14 protein-coding genes are annotated in these 22,319 nt (G+C 54.0%); 12 read left to right on the forward strand and 2 right to left on the reverse strand.

What is annotated here, in order from left to right:
- The first annotated feature begins 201 nt into the window (after positions 1-201).
- Positions 202-2,046, forward strand: a complete 1,845-nt coding sequence (gene ilvD / locus HMPREF2625_RS00995) for a dihydroxy-acid dehydratase (RefSeq protein ID WP_070520667.1) — start codon at positions 202-204, stop codon at positions 2,044-2,046.
- Positions 2,047-2,159: 113 nt separating this feature from the next.
- Here ilvD and HMPREF2625_RS01000 read toward each other — a convergent pair whose 3' ends face one another.
- Positions 2,160-2,456, reverse strand: coding sequence for a putative quinol monooxygenase (locus tag HMPREF2625_RS01000; protein WP_070520669.1), 297 nt, complete (start codon positions 2,454-2,456; stop codon positions 2,160-2,162).
- A gap of 268 nt (positions 2,457-2,724) precedes the next feature.
- Here HMPREF2625_RS01000 and HMPREF2625_RS01005 point away from each other — a divergent pair, with 268 nt between their 5' ends.
- Positions 2,725-3,921, forward strand: a complete 1,197-nt coding sequence (locus HMPREF2625_RS01005) for an RNase H family protein (RefSeq protein WP_041321674.1) — start codon at positions 2,725-2,727, stop codon at positions 3,919-3,921.
- 256 nt (positions 3,922-4,177) lie between these two features.
- Here HMPREF2625_RS01005 and cls read toward each other — a convergent pair whose 3' ends face one another.
- On the reverse strand, positions 4,178-5,656 hold the full coding sequence (gene cls / locus HMPREF2625_RS01010; protein ID WP_013398413.1) for a cardiolipin synthase: 1,479 nt from the start codon (positions 5,654-5,656) through the stop codon (positions 4,178-4,180).
- Between the two features lie 109 nt (positions 5,657-5,765).
- On the opposite strand from cls, the gene HMPREF2625_RS01015 reads away from it, so the two are divergent.
- The 10 genes from HMPREF2625_RS01015 to HMPREF2625_RS01060 all read left to right on the forward strand — a co-directional run bounded on the left by HMPREF2625_RS01015 (position 5,766) and on the right by HMPREF2625_RS01060 (position 22,123).
- A complete protein-coding gene (locus HMPREF2625_RS01015) occupies positions 5,766-6,437 on the forward strand; it encodes a TetR/AcrR family transcriptional regulator (RefSeq protein ID WP_246826569.1) in 672 nt (223 codons plus the stop codon).
- 2 nt (positions 6,438-6,439) lie between these two features.
- On the forward strand, positions 6,440-8,206 hold the full coding sequence (locus HMPREF2625_RS01020) for an MDR family MFS transporter (protein ID WP_070520675.1): 1,767 nt from the start codon (positions 6,440-6,442) through the stop codon (positions 8,204-8,206).
- Between the two features lie 139 nt (positions 8,207-8,345).
- On the forward strand, positions 8,346-9,299 hold the full coding sequence (locus HMPREF2625_RS01025) for a phosphoglycerate dehydrogenase (protein WP_070520682.1): 954 nt from the start codon (positions 8,346-8,348) through the stop codon (positions 9,297-9,299).
- Between the two features lie 526 nt (positions 9,300-9,825).
- A complete protein-coding gene (locus tag HMPREF2625_RS01030) occupies positions 9,826-10,821 on the forward strand; it encodes an ABC transporter permease (protein ID WP_013398417.1) in 996 nt (331 codons plus the stop codon).
- The gene (locus HMPREF2625_RS01035) at positions 10,818-11,891 is read left to right on the forward strand and encodes an ABC transporter permease (protein ID WP_004006524.1); all 1,074 of its coding nucleotides are present in this window, start codon (positions 10,818-10,820) and stop codon (positions 11,889-11,891) included. Before HMPREF2625_RS01030 ends, HMPREF2625_RS01035 begins: the two co-directional genes overlap by 4 nt.
- A gap of 5 nt (positions 11,892-11,896) precedes the next feature.
- Complete coding sequence (locus tag HMPREF2625_RS01040; protein ID WP_048753398.1) at positions 11,897-14,011, forward strand: ABC transporter ATP-binding protein; 2,115 nt, start codon at positions 11,897-11,899, stop codon at positions 14,009-14,011.
- Positions 14,012-14,252: 241 nt separating this feature from the next.
- Complete coding sequence (locus HMPREF2625_RS01045) at positions 14,253-15,968, forward strand: ABC transporter family substrate-binding protein (RefSeq protein WP_070520685.1); 1,716 nt, start codon at positions 14,253-14,255, stop codon at positions 15,966-15,968.
- A 381-nt stretch (positions 15,969-16,349) separates the two neighbouring features.
- Positions 16,350-18,068 carry an ABC transporter family substrate-binding protein gene (locus HMPREF2625_RS01050; protein ID WP_070520689.1) on the forward strand — a complete coding sequence of 573 codons (1,719 nt, stop codon included), beginning with the start codon at positions 16,350-16,352 and terminating at the stop codon, positions 18,066-18,068.
- A gap of 361 nt (positions 18,069-18,429) precedes the next feature.
- Positions 18,430-20,148: an ABC transporter family substrate-binding protein gene (locus HMPREF2625_RS01055; RefSeq protein WP_070520692.1), complete on the forward strand. Its 1,719-nt coding sequence runs from the start codon at positions 18,430-18,432 to the stop codon at positions 20,146-20,148.
- A 259-nt stretch (positions 20,149-20,407) separates the two neighbouring features.
- A complete protein-coding gene (locus tag HMPREF2625_RS01060; RefSeq protein ID WP_070520694.1) occupies positions 20,408-22,123 on the forward strand; it encodes an ABC transporter family substrate-binding protein in 1,716 nt (571 codons plus the stop codon).
- Positions 22,124-22,319 lie beyond the last annotated feature (196 nt).

Below are 22,319 nucleotides of genomic sequence, written 5' to 3' on the forward strand. Positions count from 1 at the left end.
TCTGCCGCAGATCCGGCATCCTTGCCCGCCCCGCGGCATAAGGTGCGCGCCGCATCCACACTCACCTTTCGGCGTGCCACAGGCACAGCTCATGACCAAGCATCACGGCATGCCAACATATGAAACCAAAGTAACCCTTCGATGATTGGGCGCACGCCTGCGCGTAGAATCTATAGATGCATCACAACGGAAGGTAAAGACATGCCCGAATTACGCTCACGCACCTCAACTCACGGTCGCAATATGGCGGGTGCCCGCGCTCTATGGCGCGCAACCGGCATGGGTGATGATGATTTCGGTAAACCGATTATCGCGATTGCCAACTCTTACACCCAGTTCGTGCCCGGTCACGTGCACCTGAAAAATATGGGCGACCTAGTAGCTGGCGCTATTCGTGAAGCTGGCGGCGTGGCGAAAGAATTCAACACCATCGCGGTCGATGACGGCATTGCGATGGGCCACGACGGCATGCTCTATTCCCTGCCCTCACGCGACCTCATCGCCGACTCGGTCGAATACATGGTGAACGCTCACCGCGCGGATGCGCTCGTATGTATCTCGAACTGCGACAAGATCACCCCCGGCATGCTCTTGGCGGCGATGCGCCTGAATATCCCCACAATTTTCGTGTCGGGTGGCCCCATGGAATCCGGCGAGGGCGTTGAAGGCGTTGTGGAGCACCGCCTGGATCTGGTGGATGCAATGGTCATGGCTGTGGACGATTCCGTGAGCGATACCGCGCTCGCCCAGATTGAGAAGAACGCCTGCCCCACGTGTGGTTCATGCGCGGGCATGTTTACCGCAAACTCCATGAACTGCCTGAACGAGGCGATCGGTCTGGCACTGCCCGGCAACGGTACCACGCTTGCGACCCAGATCGCGCGTAAAGAGCTGTTTTTGCAGGCGGGTAAGCGCATTGTTGGCCTGGCGAAGCGCTACTACGAGCAGGATGACGAGTCCGTTCTGCCCCGTTCAATCGCCACCAAGGAAGCCTTCGAGAACGCTATGGCGCTGGATGTGGCTATGGGCGGTTCCACCAATACCGTGCTGCACTCCCTGGCTATTGCGCATGAGGCCGGCGCTGACTTCACGCTGGACGATATCGACCGTATTTCGCGCATGGTGCCCTGTCTGGCGAAGGTTGCACCGAACTCTACGAAGTATCACATTGAGCATGTGCACCGTGCGGGCGGTATCCCTGCGCTGCTGGGTGAGCTGAACCGTGCCGGGTTGCTGCACAAGAACGTTCATTCTGTTCATGCGGATTCGCTGGATGAATGGCTTGCCGAATGGGATATCCGTTCCGGTACCGCGAGCGAGCAGGCTCACGAACTGTTTCTTGCCGCACCCGGCGGGGTGCGCACCACGCAGGCGTTCTCGACCGCGAACAAGTACGAATCGCATGAGACGGATGCCGAAAACGGGTGCATTCGCGCCGTGGAGCATGCCTACACGAAAGACGGCGGTCTGGCGGTTCTGCGCGGCAATATCGCCCAGAACGGTGCGATCATCAAATCCGCCGGTATTGATGAAGAACTTTTCCACTTCGTGGGTAAGGCATTCGTGGTTGAGTCGCAGGATGAAGCCGTATTTGAGATTCTGTCGAAGCACGTGAAACCCGGCGATATTGTAGTGATTCAGTATGAGGGCCCGAAGGGCGGCCCCGGCATGCAGGAGATGCTGTACCCCACCTCGTACCTGAAAGGCCTGGGCTTGGGCAAAAGCTGCGCACTCATTACCGACGGGCGTTTCTCGGGCGGTACTTCGGGCATTTCGATTGGCCACGTTTCACCAGAGGCTGCCGCCGGTGGCGCTATCGGCCTGCTGGAAACCGGCGACGAGATCGAGATCGACGTGCACAACCGCATCCTGCGGGCGAATGTGCCGGACGAGGTTTTGGAGGCGCGGCGCAAGGCGAGGGGCGCCCTCCCGTGGAAGCCCACCAAGCCGCGCGAACGTCAAGTCTCGAATGCGCTGAAGGTTTACGGGATGCTGGCCGCCTCTGCCGATAAGGGCGGGGTGCGCATCCTCCCGGAGGGGTACTAAATAGCCTCTCCCGATTGGACATAAAAAGAGCCTTTATTTGAATAAAGCGGCGAAAAACCCTCTTTATTCAAATAAAGGCTCTTTTTAGCAGAGGAGAACAGGGAGAGCAGGCGCTACATCTCGAAGATGCGCACATCCAGCTCTGCGGCGAGCAGCGGCTCCCAGGTTTTCACAGCAGTCCCGAAATGCTCGGTCGCCATATGCGCTTCGAGTGCCTGCTGTGATTCCCAACGCTCAATAAAAGCGAAGACGCGCGGCTCACCCGCAGGGGTCTCACCGGCGGCAGGGCCGAAATCATAGCTGATATTGCCCGCATCCTTGCGCGATGCCTCGACGAGGGCGGGGGCGGATGCCAGGAATTCTTCAACGTGCTCGGGCTTGACCGAAACACCTGCATAAACACCAATCATGGGGCGCTCCTTACTCAATTAGATATACCGGATAACTCCAACCCTACACCGTCGCACAGATGCGCGCCAGAGCGGGGCAGAACCTCCCATTCACCGCGCATAATTCCCGCCAAGAAACGGTTTTAGCTTCCCTTTTTAAGGTTCTTCGCTGACTGTAAAATAACCTGTTCAACGTTTGCGCACAGACACCGGCGGGCATATAAAAGATAGTGGAACAATTCCTCACTACACGAAAGAAGGAGACTATGCGGCAAGGGGGTGTACACACGTGGGATTCTCACCGGCTCATATTAAACGGTGCACCCTAACTTGGGAGGCGCCCGACTACAGCACCTCATACCCGGCGGGCTATACAACTCGGGGCGTGGCTGTGATTGCAGTTGCCGAATACACCCGTAAGACCAAGGGATACTGTTACAGCACCCTCACGGCTCTTGTCTATATTTCGCGTGAAAACGGTGAGCGCATCGTTATTAACCAGGAGCCGGTGGTTGAATCGTGTATGCATTCGCTTCTTGACCCGTGCGATGTGGTGCACCCGAAGACTTTGGGGCGTATTGTGCTTAATGCCTGGGATGTTATTCCTTCGGATTATACGCACCACCTGGTGACGGTTGCCGCCGACCGGCACGATTTAAAGCTTCTTTTTCGTAATTGTGAGCAGCTTAAGAAGGCGATGGAGTACCGGGCGTTTGAGAAGGTGCTTGATCCGTACGATAACCATTCGCTGGGTGAGGTTCATGTGCGCCTTGCCGGTACAGATGCCGCCGAGACGATGCGCTATTTTCAGGATCGTGCCGAGCAGCTGACCGAACAGATGATCGCTGATACGCTGGCAGAGGTTCCCGAAAATCAGCTCGTGGACTATAACGTGTTCACCGATTGTTCCTTTCGCGCCACCCACAATAAGAAGTATTTGCGCGGTGGGCGCATGGGCATTGCCGGGGTGAGCGAGGACGGCTTTTATTTTCACACCCATTATGATGCCGTGAATATTATGACCGGTGAGCTTTCGGCGATGCTCGCGGCGTTTCACGTGTTTTATCACGGCGGTCGCCGCCTGATTATTAACACCGATTCCTTGGGCGCGCTGACCTTTCTTCTGCGGCTGGCGCACAGCCGTTGGGCTTTCGATTATTGGGTGCGTGAGGGCGTGCAGGATGCCCGGGTTATCGCCGAGATGGAGCAGCTGACCGCGGCTATTCGGGCGCATCGGGTGATTGTGAAGCATGTGCCGGGCCATACCGGGCACGGTCTGCAGGAGAGCAGCGATTCGGTGTCGAAGATGCACCGCCATTTTCCGGGACAGATCGTGGATAAGCGGCATACGGTTGAGTTTAACCGCCGGTGCGAGTCGATTATCACGGCTCTGTCGGGGTGCAAGAAGGCCGTGCGGCTGCCCAGTCCGGAGTGGCTGCAGATTAAACCCTCGGCGATACACACGGGAAATCGCATGTGGCGATAGGCTATATACTATATTTTTGGGTAGAAATGGACGACGCGCGATGCGTCCGCGACGGGTGCGGGCGATCGTGCGTTTTCTGCATTCGCGGGGAAAACATCGCGGATATGGCGAATCGGTATAAAACCCCATGTCAGCTGGTCTTTCAGAGGCGGTAGAAGGTGCACTTGCACACGGTCATCACCACAGCCGCAGGTACCGCTTCGAGAGCACGGTCATGCCGATTTCCCTCATGTTACGGGCGTTGCCAGTCCGGGTTCTACAGGAGCGATGACCAGAGTCGGCAGATATTTTCGGTGACTTTAATGCGCTGAGGGCGTGAGGACCACGGGCCGTAACGCAGTTCCGTGCAGATACTTTCGTAGGTTCGCGCAACGTCGGCGAGCGCATCCACCATAGCGGGGTCTGCGATAAAGGTTGATACTTCGAGGTTGAGCGAGAATGAGCGGGGGTCCATATTCGAGGAGCCGATAAACGCCATTTCGTCATCTACGTACATGAACTTGGAATGCAGTACTGTGGGGCTGGGGTATTGCAGAATGCGTACCCCGGATTGCAGCAGTGTCTCGTAGTAGGAGCGCTGCGCCATATTGGGGAGGAACTGGTCGCCTTTTTCGCAGACGATCACGGTGGTTTCGATGCCGGAGAACGCTGCGTTGGTGAGTGCCTGCAGCAGGGTTTCGTCGGGTACGAAGTAGGGTGAGCAGATGGTGATGCGTTTTTCTGCGTTGTAGATCATGTAGTTGATTAGGCGCAGGTTGTTTTCCGTCTCGAACCCGGGGCCGGAGGGAACCACTTGGGCGCGCATCGATCCTGGAACGTAGGGGATTTTCGCCTCAATTTCTTCGAGGATCAGCTGGTTTGTTTCGGAGTACCAGTCGGAGACGAATACCGCGTTGAGCTCTTCGACGATGGGACCGGTGCATGAGAAGGTGAGGTCTTTCCACTCCAGACCTTTACGCACGTTTTCTTTGAGGTCGTAGGAGCGGTGGATGGCGTTTTGCGAGCCTGAGAATGCCACTGCGCCGTCTATCACGAGGACTTTGCGGTGGTTGCGCAGGTCGGGGCGCTGCCATTGTAGTCGCCAGGGTTTGATGGGCAGCATCAGGCGCCATTCGATACCCGATTCGTTGAGCATTTTTGTCAGCTGCCGGTATGAGGGGTATTTGCGCGAGCCGATATGGTCGATGAGCACGCGCACCCGCACGCCACGTTTTTGGGCGGCGAAGAGGGCATCCCAGAGTACTTTGGAGGCTTCGTCGTAGGCGGTGATGTAGAACTCGAAGTGAACGTACCGCTGGGCTTTGTTGACTTCCTGCGCCATGATGCGCATGGCTTCGTGGTTGTCGTTGTGCAGGGTGAAGGAGTTTCCGCCGACGAGGGGGAGTGAACCGAGCTTGTAGTTGAGTTGGCTGGCGACCAGGGTTGCTTCGTTGAGCCCGTCGGAGTCGGTGAGCTGCGGGGTGCCGCCGGTGGTCTCGCGGATCAGGTCGTTCATGGCGTGCTGCCGGGCTCGCCGGTATTGCGGAAGGTGAGAGGACCCGAAAATTAGGAAGGCTAGGAACCCGATGAACGGGATGAAGAAGATAGCCATGAGCCAGCCGAGTGCGACCACGGGCTTGCGGTTGTAGGGCAGCCAGAATAGGGACAGCACACGGATGCTCAGGTCTGCGAAGAACAGAATAATCCTGAGCCAATCGGGTAGGAAGTCGAGGTATCCGGGTGAAAAAAAGTTCACCTTATTATTATGCCTAGCATCTTGTCTTCTGTGGGGGAGAGACAGGACACGCTGCGTCGCCTGCATAGTGCAGTTGTGCAAAAAATGCAGAAATGCAATAATTGCAGTTATGCAAAAATCTGAGCCGAGTCGCACCGAGACAAGCCTGCGTGAACGCCGCCGCGAACGCACCTGGGTGAACATTCACGAAACCGCCCTGCGCTTAGCCCGCCAGCACGGCATGCGCGGCAGCACCGTCGAAGACATCGCGGCGGAAGCCGGAATCTCGCCCCGCACCTTCTTCAATTACTTCGGAACCAAAGAGGATGCGGTGCTCGGCCTGCGCGCCCCCGCCATCACCGACGACCTGCTCGCCAGCGACCGGGCGCACGAAAACGACAATCTCATCGTGCGTATCACCCATCTGCTGCTGTACATCGTGCGGCACAGCTTCAACTTTGCCAATCACGCAAAATTCCGGGAGCGCATCGACGAATTCCCCGAATTTAGGCACCGGCTGAAGGTACACCATATCAACTGCGAACAGGTGCTCATTGACTATCTCAATACCGTCGATTGGGATGCCTTCAACGCCGCAGGAAGGCGTGGACCTTTGATAGCCCGCCCCGAGAATATGCCGCTGACAGAAACTGCCGAAGAACGCACCCGTGCCACGGTCCAGCTCGCATCCGCGGTGCTGCGGCAACTGCACTTCGCCAAGGATATTGCCGACGAAGACGAGGTCGAGCGGCGCATCCACAACACCGTCAAAACTTTTCAAGCCCTGCTGAAGGAAAACTAGGAATGACGTCGCACTCAGACAAAACCGCTGAAGCCACCACGGCTGAAGCTAAAAAACATCAAATAGCGCTCATGTTCTCCGGCTTGGTCATCGTGATGCTCATGTCGGCACTGAACCAAACCATCCTCGCACCCTCACTGCCGACCATTGTGGGCGAACTGCATGGCGTGGAGCATATGAGCTGGGTAATTGCCACCTTCATCTTGCTCTCCACCATCACCATGCCGGTGTACGGCAAACTCTCCGACCAGTTCGGGCGTAAACCCTTCCTGATTTTTGCCATCCTCTCCTTCATGACGGGATCTATCATCGGCGCGCTCGCTCCCGATATGACCTGGCTGATCGTCGCCCGCGCGCTCCAGGGAGTCGGCGGTGGCGGTCTCATGATTCTCTCCCAATCCGTGGTCGCAGACGTGATCCCCGCCCGCGAACGCGGTAAATACATGGGTATCATCGGCGGCGTCTTTGCCTTCTCCTCGGTCGCCGGGCCGCTCATCGGCGGGTGGATCACCGAAGGCCCCGGCTGGCGTTGGGCATTCTGGCTCAACCTGCCGCTTGCCGTACTCGCAATCTTTGCCGTCATTTTCCTGCTCCCACACACCGCGCTCAAAGACCGCGAAAAGCGGCAGATCGACTACCTGGGCAGCATCATTCTCATGGCAGGAACCAGCGCGCTCGTGCTCGCCACCATCTGGGGCGGCAACCAGTACGCCTGGAACTCCCCGCAGATTATTGGGCTTCTCATCGCATCCGCCGTCGCGGCCCTGATCTTCATTCCGGTTGAAAACCGCGCCGCAGAGCCGATCATGCCCATGTACCTCTTCACCAACCGCAACTTCCTGCTCACCCTGGGCGCCTCTCTCTCCCTCGGTGTTGCCATGTTCGGTGCCGTCGAGTACATCCCCACCTACCTGCAAATGTCCCTGGGCGTGAGCGCAACCGTGGCGGGTCTGCTCATGATTCCCCTCATGGGCGCCCTGCTTGTGGTCTCCATTATTACCGGACGGCTGGTCTCCGCACGCGGCAAATACAAGGCATACGTGGTCACCGGTACCGCACTCGTGGCACTCGGGCTCTACCTAATCTCAACCATCACCCCGAGCACCCCCACCTGGATCTTCTGCAGCTACATGGCGGTCATGGGTGCGGGCCTAGGCATGTCGATGCAGTTCCTCACCCTCATCGTGCAAAACGCTTTCCCCGTCACCGTCGTAGGAACCGCTACCGCGGCAAACAACTTCTTCCGCCAGGTCGGCTCAACCGTGGGTGCATCACTCGTGGGCGGCCTGTTTACCTCACGCCTGAGCAGCCTGCTCAGTGAACGCATGCCCGCGCAAGCAGTAGCCTCGGCGGGGGAACACGGAACCTCCTCCCTGACTCCCGAGCTCGTCAGCCGGATTCCTGAGCCGATTCACGACATTATCGTGAACGCCTACAATGATGCCCTGATTCCACTTTTCCTCTACCTGGCACCACTCGGGCTAATTTCCGCGCTTCTGCTTCTCTTCATCCGTGAGGATGCGCTCGCCACCACTATCGAAACGCACACCACTACCGATGTGGCGCGTTCGGCAACCGGTGCCATTGAGGTAATCACGCCCGAAATGGCGGCGAAAGATGCCGAATGCCTGAAGAAAATGCAGGGTGAAGCGCATACCGTGATTGACCCGGAACTTGCCGGTAGTGCATCCGATGAAACGGCTGAAACCGAGCAGCACGTTCAGGGCCGAAAGGAAACCGGCGAACCTTCGCGCGGCACCAAGCCCTAACGGCTTCTTAGGTAACCCTATACAGTTATTCCCCTCTCACGCTATGCTGGAGGGGAATAACTGTTAACCCCCTCACACGGGATGCAGGTTGCCTTCGTTGCTGAACGCCAGCCCGCATGCGCCATCCACAGGAGGACCCATGAAGATTTTGATCCCTACTTCAATTACGCTCGACGAAGAGAAACTAGGGCTTGAACCCGGCGATACCGTGCGGCATTACAACCCTACGGAACCTATTGCCGAGGAAGATACCGATGCCGAAGTTCTGATTGCTTGGGCGAATACCGCCGATCAGCTCGCGGATTCCGCTCGCCGCATGAAAAATGTGGGGCTTATTCAGGCGCTTCTTGCGGGACCGGATGCGGTGCGCGCGGCGGGATTCACCCCAGATGCCGCCATCTGTGCGGGTGTGGGTCTGCACTCGAAGACCGTTGCGGAACATGCGCTTGCGCTGACCCTGAACTTTGTACGCTTCCTGCCGACGTTGGCGCAGGCAACGGTCGAGCATCGTTGGGCTGAGGAGCTCGGCGGCGCGCAGGAACTTCACCCGAAAGACCAGATCACCACCTTGCTTGATGCCAATGTGCTTGTGTGGGGCTTCGGCTCGATTGGCCAAGAGACCGCGCGGCTCTTCAAGGCTTTCGGCGCGAACGTAACCGGCGTTGCGCAGAGCGCGGGGGAGCGCTCCGGTTTCCCGGTGATTGCTACCGAACAGATCGACGAATACCTGCCAACTACGGATATTCTCGTGATGGTGCTTCCCACCAGCGATTCGACCTTCAAGGCGCTCGATGCCCATAAGCTGCAGCTGCTGCCCAAACGCGCCTACCTGATTAACGTGGGGCGCGGTACCACTGTCGATGAGGATGCGCTCATCGCCGCCCTGAACTCCGGCTCGATTGCGGGTGCGGCACTGGATGTGACGGCAACCGAACCGCTCCCCTCCGATTCGCCCCTGTGGGATGCGAAGAATATCGTGATTACCCCGCATGCCGCCGGTGGGCGCCCCGTAAATCCGGAGGAACTGATCGCCCACAATATTCGTGCTTTCCGCACCGGTGCTGCTGAGAGCGAGTACCGTAACCGGTTCTAGAATTTTCACGAACGTAGAAAGTCACGTGTAAAAGAGATGCATTCTCACCCCGCATCCTGTGATGCCATTCATAAATCACAGGATACGGGGTGCTTTTGGTATGAAATTCATAAAATTTTTTGCCCTAAATCCCGAAAATATAAGTTAGGACCTACTTATTTTAGATGTTGGTTTTGCTCCTGTTTACATGGTTTTTCGTGGATTTTTTGGGGTCTGGAGAGGGTTTGAGGCGTTGTGAAAAAATATGACGCCATAAATCTTCGGTGTGTGTAAATCTTTCGTAACTTTTCGCCAAACCATATTTTGATAGCGATACCAGGGATGCCGCCTCTAAGATCCTCGCAGCACCCCGCAAAATGGTGCTTGTCGGCTGATTTTAAGGCGATGTGGGTTTGGTGGATACCCGAATGTAAATATAAGATAAAGGAACTACGCTTCTAGTGACTGTAGTCACTGGATTATCCGATGACGGAAGCTGTAACACACATGCCTACGAAACCAGAATATCTAGGAGGGGAACCGCCCCATGTTTAGGTATATCCTCCGGAGGTCGCTCACTTACCTCGTGATGGTTTTCTTAACCACAACTATGGGTTATTTTGCGGCTGTTACCACGCTAAAACCTGCCCTTTTGGAGCAGGAAAAGGTGCCGCGCCCCTCGCCTGAACAGGTGAACCGCACCCTTGCATCCCTCGGACTCGACCCCGAAATGAGTGCGTGGGACAGATACATTCAATGGCTGACGAATGTTGTCACCAAATTTGATTGGGGACGCAGCCCAAACAGCGGATATATCAATCAGGAATTCGGTCAGCGTCTGTGGGTTTCTACCCGATTGATGCTCGCAGCGACTATTTTGACCATTATCATCGGTGTGGCGCTGGGTGTTTACTCGGCAGCGCGTCAGTACAAGTTTTCCGACCGGGTTATTACCGGGTATTCCTATCTCGTCTACATTATTCCCGCCCCCGTGGCATACTTCGTGGTGCAGCAGGGAGCGACCGCCATTAACAACATTGTGGTTGAAAACGGCGGCGAAAAGATTTTCTATGTGACCGGTATTTCGACGCCCGGTGTAACAGGCTTCTGGGATACCACCATAGACATGGCGGCGCACTATGTGGTGCCGACCTTCTGTATGACGATTTTCGGATGGGCCAGCTATCAGATTGCTCAGCGGCAATACCTGCTCGATAACGTGAACGCAGACTTCGTGCGTACCGCTCGCGCGAAAGGACTCACCCGTAACCAGGCGATTACCCGCCACGCCCTGCGCGTGTCCTTCATCCCGGTGGCACAGTCGATTGCATACACCATTCCCACCATCTTTGCGGGTGCCTTCTTCGCGGAGTCCGTGTTTGCATGGCCCGGCATCGGTAAATGGTCTATTGACGCGATCGGCCAGCAGGATGTGAACGCTGCGACCGCTACTCTCGCCTACGGTTCCGTGCTGTTCGCCATCGGTGCCATTATCGCCGATATCGCGACCACGATCGTCGACCCCCGAGTGAGGATCTCATGAGCCAGGTAACTGAAACAAGCACGGTACCTGTCGTGCAGAATGGTGACTTTAAAGTTCTCAACAAGAACGTGATTATCCTCCGCCGCTTCCTGCGCAACAAGGCTGCGGTGTTCGGGCTTATCGTCTTTATCTGTGTGGGGCTTTTCGGGTACTTCGGCAAATATGTTTCCAAGTACTCCGCAACCGAATCTGACTTTATGACCCTCGGCGGTGAAGGCCCCTCCGCAGAGCATTGGTTTGGCACCACCGTGGGCGGTAACGATCTCTTCGCCATGATGAGCGAAGCCGTATGGACCTCAATGGAAATCGGCCTGGTCGTGGGTATCGCCACCGTCATTATCTCCGCGATCTACGGTTGCGTAATGGCGTACTTTGGTGGCTGGATCGACAGGGTTATGCTCTTCCTCTTGGAAACCATGATTATGGTTCCCTCGCTGTTGATTTTGGCGATTTTCATCAACGGTCAGATCGGTAAGCAGATTCAGAAGACCGTTCCCACGTGGATTGTGCTCTCCTCTGTGCTGATTGTATTCGGCTGGATGGGACCTGCCCGTGTGATTCGTGCGATGGCGCAATCCCTGATTGGGCGCGATTACGTGAAGGCAGCACGCTACATGGGCGTACACCCCTTCAAGATCGTGCTGCGGCACCTCGTACCGAATATCGGCTCGATGCTCGTTCTGAACTTCACGACCGGCATCATGATTGCTGTGCTCTCTGAGGTTGCGTACTCCTTTATCGGCATTGGTATTACCTACCCGAACTACTCGCTGGGGTCGTTGATCTCCGATGCTGCACAGCAGCTTAATACCCTGCCGCATATGTTCTGGTTCCCCGTTATCTTCTTCTTCCTGCTGGTGGGGCCGCTCTCGCTCATGAATGATGGCCTGCGCGATGCCTTCGACCCGACTTCCATGTCGGTCGGTAAGATCAAGAAGTCAAAGAAACCTAAGAGCCAGAAATCGGCATCTAAGATCGAGGAAGCGGAGGCTCAGGAAGCCGGCGCTGCAGCACCATCAACCGACCCCAATCCCGATGCTCAGGCATCCACCCAGAATGAGGAGGCATAAAACTCATGAGCACTTCTCCCGTTCTGAGTGTTAAAGACCTGCATGTTAGCTTCAATACCGAAAACGGTGTTGTACATGCGGTGCGCGGTGTTGATTTTGACCTTTACGCCGGTAAAACCCTAGGTATCGTTGGCGAATCCGGTTCGGGTAAATCCGTGGCATCTATGGCGATTATGGGGCTTCACCCCACGACCGCCGATATTACCGGGTCTATCACATACAACGGCACCGAACTGCTGGGTCTGAGTGATAAGGAAATGTGCCAGTACCGCGGCAAGCACATCTCCATGATCTTCCAGGATCCGCTGTCTTCGCTGACTCCGGTGTACACTATCGGGGATCAGATTGCCGAAGTCCTCAAAATCCACAATAAGGGTATGAGCAAGCAGGCGATTAAAGATCGCTCTATCGAACTCATGCGCTTAGTGGGTATTCCTTCCCCAGCCGACCGTCTGCGCTCTTTCCCGCATGAGTTCTCCGGCGGTATGCGCCAGCGCATCATGATCGCAATGGCGATTGCCAACGATCCGCGCGTGCTTATTGCGGATGAGCCTACTACCGCGCTTGACGTCACCATTCAGGCGCAGGTGCTTGAGGTTATGGATAAAGCGCAGGATGAAACCGGCGCGGCAACTATCATGATTACTCACGACTTGGGTGTTGTCGCCGGTATGGCCGATGACATTCTGGTGATGTACGCGGGTAAACCGGTAGAAATCGCTAAGGCTGAAGACCTTTACAAGTACCCCAGCCATCCCTACACGATTGGCCTGTTGGGTGCGGTTCCTCGCGTGGATCGCTCGCAGAAAACCTCTTTGGTGCCCATTGAGGGCACGCCGCCGAATCTGCTGTACCCGGTGGATCACTGCTCGTTCCGTGAGCGTTGCCCCGTCGCCAAAAACGGCGGTCAATGCTGCAAGGACGATGCTGGTGAGCCCGAGCTCGCTCCGCTCAAGGGCGCTGGTGAGGGGCACTACTCCTCCTGCACTATCTCGCAGGATCTCATCAGTAAGACGGCCGAAGAACTCTATACCGTTCCTGAAACTCCCGTTTCGAAGTTTGAAAGCATTCCGCGCGAAGATCGCGCGCCGGTGCTTGAAGTGCGCAACGTGAAGAAGCATTTCCCGCTCATGAAGGGGTCCCTCATGAAGCGCCGCGTGGGCACCGTGAAGGCCGTGGACGGCGTATCTTTCGATATTCGTGAGGGTGAGTGCTTCTCAATCGTGGGCGAATCCGGGTGTGGTAAAACCACCACGCTGCTGGAAATTATGGAGTTCAGCAAGAAAACCGATGGCGAGATTCTGATTAACGGTGTCTCTACGCAGGATCATAAATCTGTCAGTGAGATTCTTGAACTGCGCAAGAACCAACAGATGGTTTTCCAAGACCCCACGGGTGCCCTCGACCCGCGCTTTACCGTCTACGAGATTCTTGCTGAGCCCCTGGAAAACCAGGGCATGAAGCGTCCGGATATTAAAAAGCGTGTGGTTGAGCTGATGAAGATCGTGGGTCTGCAGCCCGATCACGTGAACCGCTTCCCGAACCAGTTCTCGGGCGGTCAGCGCCAGCGTATTGGTATTGCCCGCGCGCTTGCCGTGAACCCGAAACTTGTGGTGCTGGACGAACCTGTCTCGGCGTTGGATGTCTCCGTTCAGGCGGGCGTGATTAACCTGCTTGAGGAACTCCGGGCGAGCTTGGGTCTGAGTTACCTGATGGTGGCGCACGACCTCGCCGTGATTCGCCACGCTTCTGACCGGGTTGCGGTTATGTACCTGGGGCGCATCGTCGAGATTGGTCACGTGGATCAGGTCTTTGATAACCCGATTCACCCGTACACCAAGGCTTTGCTTTCGGCTATTCCCGTGCCAGACCCGGAGGTTGAGGCTAAGCGCCAGCGCATCATGCTGGATGGCGACCTGCCCACCCCGGTTAATGCACCGGTAGGATGCGGCTTCTCCAGCAGGTGCCCCATCTTCAAGCTGCTTCCTGAGGATAAGCAGAAGCGGTGCCTGGAGGAAAAGCCCGAGGTTATCACGCTTGACGGCGAAGACCACGGTTATGCTTGCTACTACCCGGATGGTGCAGACCTTCCCGATGTAGCGCTAGAGTCGGTTTCGTAGAACCGCATGTGTGTTGCGGGGGTGATTCTCATAGGAGAGTCACCCCCGCAACGTTTTAAAGAGCTAAAAATTTATATTATGCGATAAAGCGAAATAGTGATATGAATTACCAGTATTTGAGATTGCAGGAAATAAATTCTCGCTCTGTAATTCCATGAATACAATTAAGGTGTATCAAACGCCGCTACCACGGGCGGTAGCGCTAGACTGTGCGTTTGTCGGTGATAGAAAGAATACGCTCGTGAAAGCTCACTCCACTCTGAACCGCCGCACCCTGTTCGCAGGTGGTGCTGCGCTGGGCACCGCTGGTATGCTTGCGGCTTGCTCCGGCAAGAACAGTGGTTCCGGCTCTACTCAGGCTGCAGCAACGGCAGGTGCGAATATTGCAGACCTCGTGAAAATTAATAAGCAGGATGTTTCTGCCCTTAAATCCGGCGGAAAGCTGCGTCTGGCGGTCACCAGTTTGGGACCAAATTTCAACCCTCTGCATACTCAGGGCGCCGTTGGCGATAATGCTCGTGCTATTTCTTCGTATAATTCTTTGCTCACGAGTGGTCTGTGGCAGCAAGATTACGAAGGTAAAACTTCACCTAACCCCGACTTCTGTACCGAGTTCACCTCTGCAATGGAGAACGGCAAACAGGTTTTGCATATCACGTTGAATGAAAAGGCAAAATTCAACGATGGTACCCCGCTCGATATTGAAGCTCTGAGAGCGACTCATAAAGTTCTTTCAGACAACAAGACTTATCAGATTCAGAGCACGGGTTTGTACCCAAATATTGAGTCTATTGAAGAAGACGGCAGCGCAACCCGCGTGAAGGTCACGATGTCGAAGCCTTCATACCCTATTGCCAGCCTCTTCAGCTATGTGGTGCATCCGAAAATGACGGATACCGATTTCTTTGCCAATGGTCTAGTGGATAAGCCGAATTCCGATTATGCGGCAGGGCCGTTTAAGGTTGCCGAAGGCGGCTGGAACTCAACCGAGAAAACGCTGACCGTCACACGAAATGACAAATGGTGGGGCGAAAAACCGGTTCTCGAATCCATTACGTTCCGTCTGCTCGATACCCCTGCGCAGCGTTCTGCCTTTGCCAATGGCGAGCTTGACGCCGTAAACGCTAATGTCGTGAGCGTATACAAGGAACTCGAAAATGTTAAGAATGCCGAGTTCCGCCAGGGCCAACGCCTCTTTGCAGGCGGTGTGGTGATGAACCCCGTCAAAGTCGATACTCCGCTTCGCCGCGCCATTATGGTGGGCTTGGATCGTAAGGCGCTTTCCGATACGCGCTTTAAGGGTTTGCCGTTCAACGAGGCCCTGCCCGGATCGAGGATCCATATGCCGTTCTCGGAGTACTATGCCGATAGTATGCCGCAGGCAGCCGATCGGAAGGCTGCGGCCGCTAAGATTCTTGAAGAGGCCGGATACGCTAAAAGCGGCGATTTCTATGAAAAGGATGGAAAACGCGCGAAAGTAGTGGTGAACAACTTTAGCGAGGATAACACCATAAAATCTCTGGCGCGTTTCCTCTCTCAGCAGCTTCGTGATCTGGGCATTGAGAGCGATGTCGATCAGCAGCCTGTTAGTAACTTGGGTAAGGTGATGTCTGCCAAGGAGCACGAACTGAGCTTCATTGGGTACAGTGTAAACAGCGACGATGGTACTGAAGGCACCAAGCAGTTCTACTCCCGCGAAGACAACGATGGGGCTGGTTCCGAAGAGATTGACGCCATGATTGAAGAGCTCTTCTCCATTGAGGATGCTAAAGAACGTAACCTCAAGTGCAACGAGATCGAGAAGAAGCATATGGAGGAATTTGCTACGAGCAGCGTCTTCTACAACGGTCCGCAGATCGTGTGCTGCCAGAAGAACCTGGCGAACTACGGTGCGTTTCTCTTTGATGATCCGCAGTACAACCCTTCGGCGTGGTCGCGTATTGGGTTCACTGGCTAGTTGGACGGGCTATAGCCCCTAGAAATTAGGGAACGTTTTACAAATATGTATAAGGCGCATCCTACATTCCCTCGCGGGGGAGTGGGGATGCGCCTTGTCTATGCTCTCATAGCCACACATGATATTCAGTAAATATCCTGGATTGTCGTAAGTTATGCTCATTATTGCCTGAAAATAGGGAAATATCTGCTCAAAGATTGCGTAAATATGCATGAAAATATGTAATCTACAACACATTATCGCTGTTTCTCTTAACTTTCGCATGAAGTTCGGTGTATGGTTCTGGATATGGATAATTTATGCATAATACTGCATAAGTTATCTCAAAGCCTTTGAAACACCAAGCCCATCGCAGGGCGCATACACGTAAGGAAACACATCATGAGCATCAGCAAAACCCCAGCAGCGTTCATTCCTCATGCACTGACTCGCCGGTCTCTGCTGGGCGTAGCTGCGGCAGCTGGAACCGTCGGTGTGCTTTCCGCATGTGGCGGCGGTGCGAAGGACGGAAAAACTACCGCTCCCGGGCAGGGTGCAAACCTTAAAGACCTCTACGACATCAATGCTCACGAGGTTTCTGAGCTGAAACAGGGCGGAACCCTGCGGCTGCCGGTCGGGTCGATGGGGCCAGATTTCAACCCCCGGACTACGTCGGGCAATATGACCGATACCCAGACCATCATGAGCACTATTCATGATGCAGGCTTGTGGACCCTAGACTTTGACGGTACTACGACCCTCAGGAAAGAATATGCTCAGTCTTTTACCCCCGGCAAAGAAGGTGAGAAGGTTATCGTCAAGATCGTGCTGAATCCCCAGGCCAAGTTCAACGACGGAACGCCTATTGATGTGAAAGCCCTGCAGACCACCTGGAAAACTCAGCAGAAGGCTGACGGGGAATACAACATTGTATCCTCGGATATTTATGGATATGTTGAAAGCGTGGAAGCCGAAGAAGATAACTTTCACGTGAAGGTGACATTCTCGAAACCCTTCTACCCCTTGAACGCCCTGTTCACCTTTATTCTGCATCCGGCGCTGGAAGATCCTAAGGTCTTCAATGAGGGCTTTGTGGATAATCTGCATCCCGAGTGGGGCTGTGGACCCTTCACGATCAAAGACGGCGGTTTTAACTCTTCCGAGAAGACCGTTACAGTGGTGCCAAACGATAAGTGGTGGGGCGATAAGCCCGTGCTGGAGAAGATTATCTTCCGGCAGATGGATGAACCAGCGAAGAAAGCGGCCTTCAAGAATGACGAAATCGATGCTGCGGCTGCAGGAACCGCCTCTGCCTACTCCGAGTTTAAGGCGGTAGCAGGCACGGAACTCCACAAGGGAGTGCGCCTGCATGTTTCCGGTATCGATGTGAACCCCCGGCGGGTCAAGGATGCCGCCGTGCGGAAGGCTATTTTCTATGGGCTTGATCGGGAAGCCCTCGCCAAGATTCGGTACCAGGGCTTGCCCTATGAAGAAGAGATACCCGGATCGATGCTCCACATGCCTTTCTCGGAGTACTATCAGGATGCATTCCCCAAGGTAGAGGGTAGCCCCAAAGATGCCATCAAGAAGGTGCTTGAGGACGCCGGATACACCAAAGACGGCGAGTTCTACGCGAAAGATGGGCAGCAGATTCACTACAAGATCGTGATCTTTGGCGACGATCCTGTTGATAAGGGTATGGCTCAGACCTTTACGCGGAATATGAAAGAAGCCGGGCTCAATATTGAGGTCGATCAGCATCCCGAAGGCGATTTCGGTAGGGTCTTGGGCAACTGGGAGTACGACATCACGTTCGCGGGATACGAGGCGAATAACCCCGATGCTACGGTCGCCACTCAACAGTTCTTCCACTCGTCCAATAGCGACGGCATCGGCAGCCCCGAGATCGACGCCATGATCGAGGAAATGCTTCTGATTGAGGACGATAAAGAACGGAACCTCAAATGCGACGAGATCGAGAAGAAGCATACCGCCGAACTCGCCTTCTTAGGATGCGCCGCTAACGGTCCTCACTACGTCTTCACGAAGAAGGGTCTCGCTAACTATGGTGCGTTCCTGTTCAAGACCATCGACTGGACTAAGGTTGGTTGGGTGAAGTAGTTTTACTTGCTCTCTGACGGATGGGGTGGGTGTTATGCACATTTGCACTCACCCTAACCCCGGCGAGCAGATAATATTTTGTCGAGCAGATAACAACCCGCTATCTGCTCGACAAAATATTATCTGCTCGCGCCTTATCGCATTTGCGGATAAAAATTAGTTTTATTCTAAAAAAGCGAATATATGACGGGGGAGAATCTACAAGTTTACACGGTAGAAATTCCGTAGATTGGTAAGGCGCGAAAACTATTTGCGGTGGGGTAGGGGGTTCTGTACTATAAAAGCAACATTGTTGTATGTGCCTTGAATCATAGGTGATGTGTCACATCGTATAGGGTCAAGGCAGTAAAGGAGAATCCTCATGAACGTTCAGAGAACCTTCAACCGCCGCACCCTGCTGACGGGCACTGTCGCCCTGGGAAGTGTTGGCTTACTGGCTGCGTGTGGCGGTTCAAAAGATGACAAGCTAAGCGGCAAAGCAGCTTCTAGCGCGGAAGAAGTTGTCAAGAATCTGCAGATTAACAAGCAAGACTACTCTTCACTGAAGAAGGGTGGCGAACTGAAACTTTCCGTAAGTGCTTTGGGCCCGGACTTCAACACCATGACTCAGAGCGGCTATACCACAGAGAACCTAGCAGCTTTTGGAGGCCCTTGTAACATACCAGCCGTTGTTGGTTTTTATAATACGGACCCTGCAGGCGAACGCTCTATCAACAAAGATTTCTGTTTGGAACACAAGATGGAGACTAAAGATGGGGTTCAGACCGTAGAATTCAAGATTAACCCCAAGGCTGTCTTTAATGACGGTACTCCTATTGACGTTGAAGCAGTCAAAGCATACTGGGAGATCTATAAGGGTGGCGGAGACTCAGGCTACAACATCATCCCCAACCCTTCATGGGAGCAGATGGAAAGTATTGAAGCTGTCGATGGTGACAAGTTCCATGTGAAGATTACTCTCTCAACTCCATACTATCTATCGGATGACCTGGGTACGTTTGCTACACATCCTGCTCTTGTCGATAAGAAGCTGTTCAACGATGGTTTTGTCGATAAGCCTATGGATCAATACTGGGCCGGTCCTTTTAAGGTAAGTAACTGGAACTCTTCTGAGAAGGTTATTACCTTGGCTCCGAACGATAAGTGGTGGGGCGAGAAGAAGCCATTGCTGGAAAAGATTATCTGGCGTCAGATGGGTATCGACTCTCTTCGGGCTGCGTTTAAGAACGGTGAACTGGATGCCGCAGGATTTACCGATGCTGCAACCTATAGCGCTGTTAAGGGGCAGAACGGTACTGAAATTCGTTCAGGTCAGAATACTGGTGTGCAGAACTTGCAGTTTAATGCTACTCGCGTTACAGATCTGGCGGTTCGCCGTGCTGCTTTTGCGGCGGTTGATCGTTCTCAACTAGCAGATGTTACCTTTAAGCAGGTTGGCTGGGAAGAACCAATGCCCGGGTCTATGCTCGCTATGCCTTTCCAGAAGGGATATGAGGATAACGTTCCGAAGGATTCGGGAGCAGATGCTGCCAAGAAGATTCTGGAAGAAGCAGGATACACCAAGAGCGGTGACTTTTACCAGAAGGACGGTAAGACTGCAGGATTCTCGATTACTACTTTCGGCAGTGATACCGTCACCCAAGCAAAATTCCAGCGAATAGAGCAACAGCTTAAACAAGCTGGTATTAAAGTAACCAACGATAATCAGCCAGAGTCGAATTTTAACTCTGTCGTGGGTACGAAGAGTTACGATTGTACGCTTTCCGGTTGGGCTGTAGGCGCGAATATGGCAGATAGCCCCCAGTACTTCTATACCAAGGATATTAACAACGGTGTGGGGGACGACGAAATTGATAAGTTGGTTGCTAAGATTTCGGCAACTGAATCTAAAGATGAGCAGATTAAGCTTGCCAATCAGGTAGAGAAGCTCCACATGGAAAAGGTTGCTATTTACTTGCCCTTCGCTAATGGTCCGAGCTACTCGGCTGTGAAGAGTAAGCTGGCAAACTACGGTCCTCGCTTGTTCCAGACGAGTTATACAGATGCTAATCTATGGGTCAATGTAGGCTGGCAGGAATAGTCTTTAGCGGCTCATCAACGCGGGTGCCTATCTCACAATATATTGTGAGATAGGCACCCGCGTTATGTTTATCGTAGGTGTTTATTTTCTAAAACTTTCCTTAAAAGCTTCATAATATGTTTTATATCATAGATATGTCTCACAATGGGTTATACTAAAAGCATCTTTCACCCCTGGGATACCTCTAAATCCCCAGTAGGTGAATATTTCTGGAAGGTAGCAGCGGCGCTTCTTCCTAACCCCTCTTAAGGAGAAAATCATGAAAACACCTGTGTCGAGACGCAACCTGCTTATGGGAACAGCTGCCCTGGGAACTACAGGCTTGCTGGCTGCGTGCGGAGGCGGTAAATCCAATAAACCGGGCGGCGCTGCCGCTACCGACTCTGCAGATGTTCTCTCGCGTGTGAACGTGAATAAACAAGAGTACTCTTCGCTGAAGAAGGGAGGCGAGCTACGCCTCGTCGTTACATCATTGGGACCAAACTTTAATACCCTAACTCAGACCGGGTACACAAGCTCAAACCTGGATGCCATTAACGCCTGTAATATCCCCTCGGGTGCTGGCTTCTTCAACGTCGACTATAACGGAGACCTAAGCCTCAACTCGGATCTGTGCCTGGAACATAAGGCGGAAACCAAAGACGGTAAACAGATTATCCGCATGAAACTTAACCCCAAAGCAAAGTTTAACGACGGCACCCCAATGGATATTGAAGCGGTGCGCGCATGCTGGACTCTCTATGGAAAGACCACCGAAGAAACCGGGTACGAACTCCTTGAATCTGAAGCGTGGAAACTCGTTGAATCCATCGAAGAAGATGGTGATAAGTTCTCAGTCAAAATCACGACCAAGAGCCCGTACTATCCGGCAGAAAGCCTGTTTGCTACCGCAGTGCATCCGGCGCTGACCGATAAGGAACTCTTCAATCAGGGATTTGTGGATAAGCCTCTCGACCAGTATTGGGCAGGTCCGTACAAGGTCGCGGAAAATGGCTGGAATTCCGCAGAGAAGACTCTAACCCTTGTGCCAAACCCGAATTGGTGGGGCGAAAAGAAAGCCCTTCTGGACCGTATTGTGTGGCGTGAAATGACAACCGATGCTATTCGGGCGGCCTTCAAAAATGGTGATGTGGACGCTACTCAATTTGTCGAAAACAATACCTATACCGAGCTCAAGGGGCAGGCGGGTACCGATATCCGCGAGGGTCAGCGTACAGGAGTGCGCGGTGTGCACCTGAACCCCAAGCGTATTACTGACTTGGCTTTGCGCCGTGCGATCGCCGCAGCTTTAGACCGCGCTCAACTGGCGAACGTTATGTTTTCTCAGCTTGGCTGGAGCGAGCCGATGCCCGGCTCTATTGTCTTTATGCCTTTCCAAAGAGGGTACGAGGATAACTACCCCAAAGAAACCGGTGCCGATGCCGCCAAGAAGATTCTGGAAGAAGCCGGTTATAAGCTCAATGGCGATATTTATGAGAAGGACGGCAAAAAAGCAGAATTCTCTATCACCTACTTCGGTGGTGAGGCCACGACTCAGGCCCTGGCACGTAGTTTTGCCGAGCAAATGTCGCGGGCTGGAATCAAGGTGAATACTGATAATCAGCCAAGTTCAAATTACACCTCGGTCATCGGCTCAAAATCTTACGAGGCGATACTAGGCGGTTTCGGCACCAGTCTTGACCCGGCAGAGTCGGCTGTTTCCCTCTACCATTCCGCCAATAACAACGGCGTGGGCGATCCCGAGATCGATAAGTTCTGTGAAGAGCTTCTGACCGTCGAATCGCGTGAAGAACAGCTCAAGATGACCAATAAACTTGAGAAGATGCACCTTGAAAAGGTCGTGATGTACCTTCCATACGCTAATGGTCCGGAATATTATGCCGTCAAGTCTAAGCTGGCTAACTATGGGCCGAGCCTTTTCAAAACGAGTTACACGAGCGCCGATTACTGGATGAACGTAGGCTGGCAGGAGTAGTCAATCTTGCAGCATTGTTGAGCCGAAGTGCCCCTGACCGATATGCGGTTGGGGGCACTTGCTTTTGCTGGGCTGTTTTCTGAAAGATACTAGTAGTCGCCGAGATGAAGCCCTTGAGGGTCTGTGCTGGTCCTATGTAATTCCAACCAGTGAAGGCGGTATATACCTCCGCCGCCGCCAGCCACCGGCAAGATCA

The sequence above is a fragment of the Rothia sp. HMSC064D08 genome, from assembly GCF_001809525.1.
GTDB classification, from domain to species: Bacteria; Actinomycetota; Actinomycetes; order Actinomycetales; family Micrococcaceae; genus Rothia; species Rothia dentocariosa.